Origin of the sequence: Hydrogenophaga sp. (genome assembly GCF_041633695.1) — a bacterium.
In the GTDB taxonomy this organism is placed as follows: Bacteria; Pseudomonadota; Gammaproteobacteria; order Burkholderiales; family Burkholderiaceae_C; genus Hydrogenophaga.
In genome coordinates this window covers 1-6794 of sequence record NZ_JBFJMY010000221.1, presented here as the reverse complement: position 1 = coordinate 6794, position 6794 = coordinate 1, and the positions used below count along the sequence as shown (strand labels likewise).

Annotated in this window: 5 protein-coding genes and 1 pseudogene; all 6 read left to right on the top strand. The window is 68.9% G+C overall.

Annotated elements, in window-relative coordinates; all coding sequences use genetic code 11:
• Positions 1-1033: acetyl-CoA C-acyltransferase (locus ABYB95_RS13975; RefSeq protein WP_372659174.1), on the top strand; the 1033-nt coding region annotated here is incomplete at its 5' end.
• A 294-nt stretch (positions 1034-1327) separates the two neighbouring features.
• Complete coding sequence (locus ABYB95_RS13970; RefSeq protein ID WP_372659173.1) at positions 1328-3118, top strand: PHA/PHB synthase family protein; 1791 nt, start codon at positions 1328-1330, stop codon at positions 3116-3118.
• Positions 3119-3128: 10 nt separating this feature from the next.
• Positions 3129-3920, top strand: coding sequence for an enoyl-ACP reductase FabI (gene fabI, locus ABYB95_RS13965; protein ID WP_372659172.1), 792 nt, complete (start codon positions 3129-3131; stop codon positions 3918-3920).
• A 6-nt stretch (positions 3921-3926) separates the two neighbouring features.
• A complete protein-coding gene (locus ABYB95_RS13960) occupies positions 3927-5363 on the top strand; it encodes a bifunctional enoyl-CoA hydratase/phosphate acetyltransferase (protein WP_372659171.1) in 1437 nt (478 codons plus the stop codon).
• Entirely contained in the window at positions 5360-6604 is a 1245-nt protein-coding gene (locus ABYB95_RS13955) for an acetate/propionate family kinase (RefSeq protein ID WP_372659170.1), read from the top strand. Before ABYB95_RS13960 ends, ABYB95_RS13955 begins: the two co-directional genes overlap by 4 nt.
• Positions 6601-6794 (top strand): annotated as a pseudogene (locus tag ABYB95_RS13950) (F0F1 ATP synthase subunit beta); the annotation flags it as partial. The gene ABYB95_RS13955 and the pseudogene ABYB95_RS13950, both read left to right, overlap by 4 nt.

Below are 6794 nucleotides of genomic sequence, written 5' to 3'. Positions count from 1 at the left end.
GGCCCTGGTGGCGCGCCAGCCATTTGAAGCCGGGCTGATCGAAGATCTGCTGCTCGGCTGCGCCTACCCCGAAGGCGAACAAGGCGACAACCTGGCGCGTATCGTGGCCTTTCTGGCCGGTCTGCCCAGCCAGGTGGCGGGCATGACCATGAACCGCTTTTGCGGTTCGTCGATGTCGGCCATCCACGTGGCCGCCGGCAGCATCGCCACCGGTTCCGGCGAACTCTTCTTGTGCGTCGGTGTCGAGTCGATGAGCCGCGTGCCGCAGGGCGGCCTCAGCAGCTCGCCCAACCCGACGCTGCTGTCGGACTATCCCGAGGCCTACACCAGCATGGGCATGACGGCCGAGAACCTGGCACGCAGCCACGGCATCGACCGTGTCGCGCAAGAGGCATTTGCCGTGGAAAGCCAGCGCAAGGCCGCAGCCGCCTTCGAAGCCGGCGCTTTCACCGACGAGGTGGTGCCGTTGACGCTGCCCGACGGCAGCACGGTGGCGCGCGACGGCTGCCTGCGCCCTGGCACCACCGCAGCTGCGCTGGCCCAGCTCAAGACCGCCTTTCTGGCCGACGGCAGCGTGACCGCCGGCACCTCGTCACCGTTGACCGATGGTGCTTCGGCGGTGCTGGTGGCCAGCGAGGCCTTTGTGCGCCGCCACGGCTTGCAGCCGCTGGCGCAAATCCGCTCGCTGGCCGTGGCCGGTTGCCCACCCGAGATCATGGGCATCGGCCCGGTGCCGGCCACGCGCAAGGCGCTGGCGCGCGCCGGGCTGGGCGTGCAAGACCTGGAGGTGGTGGAAATCAACGAAGCCTTCTCGGCCCAGGCCATGGCCTGCCTGGCCGACCTGGAGATCGATCCTTCGCGCATCAACCGGGACGGCGGTGCCCTCGCGCTGGGCCACCCCTTGGGCGCCACCGGCGCGCGCATCACCGGCAAGGCGGCACAGCTGCTGCAACGCACCGGCGCACGCTACGCCATCGCCACCCAATGCATAGGCGGCGGCCAGGGCATTGCCACCGTGCTGGAGCGCTGCTGAAGCACAGACTAGGGCTGCGGCTGTGCGCCGCACCGCGCGCACGGCCTTTTTTGATCCACTGAGCCCCCAGCGATCCAACCCCACGCCGCCGGTGGTGGCGGGCCCTCGCGTGCGGCGGGCCACCAGGCATGTCCTCGGCGCCGGGGTGGTCGCGGTGTGGATTGATCCAGATCAAGACCGTGCGGGATAGGGCTGGCCACAATGAACCAAGCCGTCTAGCGCCGGTCCCACCGCCCAGCGATCCTGCTCACGCACCTGTTTCGCCACCGCACGATGGCCCAGCCCCACACCCCCATGTCCGCCAAAATGCCCAGCCCCCGGACGCCCGCGTCCGCCCAGCCATCCCAACCCGCCCCGCGCGACGACAGCCAGCCCTCCGCGCTGACCCAGCTGGACCGCAGCCTGCACGCCCAGCTGGCCCACCTCACCCAAGGCATCTCGCCGACATCGGTGGTGGGTGCCTATATGGACTGGTTCACCCACCTCGCGATCTCACCGGGGCGCCAGACCGAGCTGCTGTTGAAGGCGCAGCGCAAAGCCGCGCGCCTGGCTCTGCACGCGGCACACGGCCCGGACAGCTGCCACACCGCCTGCATCGATCCGCTGCCGCAAGACCGGCGTTTTGATGCACCCGAGTGGCGCCAGTGGCCGTACCACCTGATGGCCCAGGCCTTCCTGCTGAACCAGCAGTGGTGGCACAGCGCCACCAGCGACGTGCCGGGCGTGAGCGCCCACCACGAACACCTGGCCACCTTTTTCACCCGCCAGTGGCTGGACATGTGTTCGCCCTCCAACTTTCTCTGGACCAACCCCGAAGTGCTGGCCGAAACCGCCCGCAGCGGCGGCGCGAACCTGGTGCAGGGCGCGAAAAACCGGGCAGCGGACCTGCTGCGGCTGGCCAACGGCCAGCCGCCTCCGGCCATGCAAGAGTTCCGCCCCGGCCACGAAGTGGCGATCACGCCGGGCCAGGTGGTGTTTCGCAACCACCTGATCGAAGTCATCCAGTACACGCCGCAGACATCCACGGTGTTTGCGGAACCGGTGTTGATGGTGCCGTCCTGGATCATGAAGTTCTACATCCTGGACCTCTCGCCGCACAACTCGCTGGTGCGTTATCTGGTGGAGCAGGGCCACACCGTGTTCATGGTCTCGTGGCGCAACCCGGACGGGCAAGACCGCGAGCTGGGCATGGACAACTATTTGCAAGACGGCGTGATGGCCGCGCTCGATGCGGTGGGCGACATCATGCCCAAGCGGCGCGTTCAGGCACTCGGCTATTGCCTGGGCGGCACCCTGCTGTCGATCGCGGCGGCCGCCTTGGCCCGCGACGGCGACGAGCGCCTGAAATCCGTCACCCTGCTGGCTTCCGAGCTCGACTTCACGGAACCGGGCGAGCTCGGCCTGTTCATCGACGAAAGCCAGCTCGCCTACCTCGACGATGTGATGGGCGAAAAGGGCTACCTCGACGGCAAGCAGATGGCCGGCGCCTTCGCCATGCTCAACTCGCGCGATCTGGTGTGGTCGCGCATGGAGCACGAATACCTGATGGGGCGTCCGCTGCCGGTCAGCGACCTGATCGCCTGGAACGCCGACGCCACCCGCATGCCCATGCGCCAGCACCACGAATACCTGCACCAGCTGTACCTGCACAACGACCTGGCCGAAGGGCGCTACCGGGTCGGTGGGCGGCCAGTGGCCTTGACGGACATCCGCGTACCCGTGTTTGCCCTGGGCACCCAGCGCGACACGGTCTCGCCCTGGCATTCGGTTTACAAGATCCACCTGCTGACCGACACCGAACTCACCTTCTGCCTCACCAGCGGCGGCCACAACGTGGGCGTGGTCAACCCGCCCGAACCCGGCGTGCCACGCAGCTACCAGATCGCCCAGCACGCCGCCAGCGACCGCTACCAGGACCCCGAAGCCTGGGCTGCCACCGCCCCCGCGCACCCCGGTTCGTGGTGGCCAGCGTGGACACAGTGGCTGCGCCACCAGAGCGGGCGCCGTGTGGCGCCACCGGCCTTGGGCGGCGCAGCGGCGACCCACCTGGGCGATGCGCCCGGCCGATACGTGTTGATGACATGAGGACCGGAACATGAACACCGGCACCTTGACCACCACCCTGCCCAGCCTGCATGGCAAAAAGGGGCTGATCGTGGGCATCGCCAACCAGCACAGCATCGCCTTCGGTTGCGCCCAGGCCATGCGCGCCCAAGGCGCCACGCTGGCGCTGACCTACTTGAACGAGAAAGCCCAAGCGCATGTGCAGCCCTTGGCCGAACAGCTGGAGGCCGACATCTTCGCGCCGCTGGACGTGCAACAGCCCGAACAGCTCGACGCGCTGTTCGCCCAGATCCGGCAGCGCTGGGGTCGGCTCGACTTCGTGCTGCACGCCATTGCCTACGCGCCTGCGGCCGATCTGCACGGGCGCCTGGTGGACAGCAGCGCAGCGGGCTTCGCCCAGGCCATGGACATTTCCTGCCACTCGTTCCTGCGCATGGCGCGGCTGGCCGAACCGCTGATGAGCGAGGGCGGTGCCCTGGTCACCATGAGCTACTACGGCGCGCAAAAGGTGATCGCCAATTACGGCCTCATGGGGCCGGTGAAAGCCGCCCTCGAAGCCACGGTGCGCTACCTGGCGGCCGAGCTCGGCCCGGCCGGCATTCGGGTGCACGCGGTCTCGCCGGGGCCGATCCGCACGCGCGCCGCTTCTGGCATCGGCGCGTTTGAGCAGTTGCTCGATCGCGCCGCGCAACGCGCACCCGCACACCAGCTCGTCACGATCGAAGACGTGGGCGCCGTCACCGCCCTGCTGTGCAGCGACGCGGCGCGCGCCATGACCGGCAACGTCACCTTCGTCGACGCCGGCTACCACGTGATGGGATAAGCACACATGTCCACTCTCCTGCCCACCCATTGGTCCGACACCGGCTCCGACGACTTTCTGGACAACCACCCGTTCGACGAAATCCAGGTGGGCGACTCGGCCAGCCTGGTGCGCGCCGTGACCAACCGGGACATCCAGCTCTTCGCCGCCGTCTCGGGCGACGTCAACCCCGCGCACGTCGACGCGCTGTACGCCAAGAGCAGCCGCTTCCACGGCATCATTGCCCACGGCATGCTCGGCGCGTCGCTGATTTCCACCTTGCTGGGCACCCGCTTCCCCGGCCCGGGCACGATCTACCTCGGGCAAACGCTCAAGTTCCATGCGCCGGTGCACATCGGCGACACCTTGACCATCACGGTCACCGTAAAGACCAGGGACGCCGCCCACCACCGGCTGCTGCTGGACGCCCGGTGCAGCAACCAGGACGGTGTGGACGTCATCACCGGCGAGGCCGAGGTCATGGCCCCGACCGAAAAACTGCGCATACGCCGCACCGACTTGCCCGAGGCCTTGCTTGCCGACAAGAACCTGCGCTACGACCAGTTGCTGGCGGCGGCCTCGGCTTACAAGCCGATCCGCATGGGCGTGGTGCATCCCTGCAGCACGGAAGCGCTGACCGGCGCGGTCGACGCGGCCCGCCTGGGCCTGATCGAGGCGGTGCTGATCGGCCCGGTCGCCAAGATCCGCAGCCTGGCAGAGGCCCACCAGCTGGACCTGAGCGGCCTGGAAGTGGTGGATGTGCCGCACAGCCATGCCGCAGCGGCCAAGGCGGTGGCCATGGTGCGGGCGGGCGAACTGGCGGCCTTGATGAAGGGCAGCCTGCACAGCGACGAGCTGCTCTCGCAGGTGGTGAACGCACAGACCGGTCTGCGCACCGGGCGCCGCATGAGCCATGTGTTCGTGCTCGACGTGCCGCGCTACCCCAAGCCGCTGCTGATCACCGACGCGGCGATCAACGTGTCGCCCGACTTCGACGCCAAGGTCGACATCGTGCAGAACGCGATCGATCTGGCCCACGCGCTGGGTGTGCCCTGCCCCAAGGTGGCGGTGCTGTCGGCGGTGGAAACCGTGACCGCCAAACTGCGCTCGGCCATGGACGCCGCCGCCCTGTCCAAAATGGCCGACCGGGGCCAGATCACCGGTGGCCTGGTGGACGGCCCGCTGGCCTTCGACAACGCCGTGTCCATGGCCGCGGCCCAGACCAAGGGCATCCGCTCCGAGGTCGCGGGCGATGCCGACATCCTGGTCGTGCCCGATCTGGAGTCCGGCAACATGCTGGCCAAGCAGCTCGAATACCTGGGCGATGCGCAGGCCGCCGGTATCGTGATGGGCGCCAGCGTGCCCATCGTGCTGACCAGCCGGGCCGACTCCGCCCATTCCCGCATCGCCTCGTGCGCCATCGCGGTGTTGTGCGCCGCCGACCGCAGCAAAGCCTCATCATGAACAGCGTCACCCTGGTGCTGAACGCGGGCTCCTCCAACGTCAAGTTCGCGGCCTTTGCCCGCAGCGCGCCCATCCCGGGCCGCCCGAACACCCTGTTGGCACCGCCCGAGCGCTTGCTGCACGGCGTGCTCGACGGCGTGGGCGACAAAGCCCGGCTGCAGGCCTGGGACCGGAACGGCGCTGCGCTCTCGGGCGAGCAACTGCCGCCATCGCCCGACACGCCACAAGGCCATGCACAAACGTTCCAGCACCTGTTCGGCTGGTTGGAACGGCAGTTGCCGGGCCAGCACCTGCACGGCGTGGCGCACCGGGTGGTGCATGGGGGCGAACACTTCACGCAAGCCATGCGCGTCACGCCCGAACTGCTCACGCAGCTCGACGCATTGAGCCCGCTGGCACCGCTGCACCAGCCGCACAACCTGGCGGCGATCCGGGTGGTCGCGGCACTGGCGCCGCAGCTGCCGCAGGTCGTCTGTTTCGACACCGCCTTCCACGCCAAACAGCCCTGGGTCATGCAGGCCTACGCGCTGCCCGCCCACATCCGCGAAGCCGGTGTGCGGCGCTACGGCTTTCACGGCATCTCTTACGAATACATCGCAAGCGTCCTGCCCGCGCACCTGGGTGAACAGGCCGATGGCCGCGTGGTCGTGGCCCACCTGGGCAACGGCGCGAGCATGTGCGCCATGCGGCAGCGCCAAAGCGTGGCCACCACCATGGGCTTCACCGCGCTCGATGGCCTGATGATGGGCACCCGCTGCGGCAACCTGGATCCGGGCGTGGTGCTGTACCTGATCCAGAGCCTGGGCATGACGCCGCCCGAGGTGGAGGCGCTGCTGTACCGGTCCAGCGGCTTGTTGGGGGTGTCGGGCATTTCGGGCGACATGCGGGTGCTGCAAGACAGCGCCGACCCGCGCGCGGCGGCGGCCATCGACCTGTTCGTGGCGCGCATCGCGCGCGAGCTCGGGGGGTTGGCTGCCACGCTGGGGGGGCTGGACGCACTGGTGTTCACCGCCGGTATCGGCGAGCACAGCGCGGCGATCCGCAGCCGGGTCTGCCACGACGCCGCCTGGCTGGGGGTCGAGATCGACGAGGCGGCCAACCAAGCCGTGCACCAGACGGGCCAGACCCGCATCAGCACCGCGCGCAGCCGCGTCAGCGCCTGGGTGATCCCGACCAACGAGGAGCGCGTACTGGCCGAACACGCGCAGGCCTTGCTGCTCGGCGAGGAGATGCGCACATGACACAGCGCAGCGGCACGGTGACGGCGGTGCGCGGCAGCGTCGTCGATGTGCGTTTTGAAGCCGATCTGCCCGCCATCCGCACGCTGCTGCGCGCCGGCGCACACGAGCAGGTGGCGCTCGAAGTCATGGCCCAGCTCGACGCGCAGCGCGTGCGCTGCATCGCACTCACCGCCACCCACGGACTGGCGCG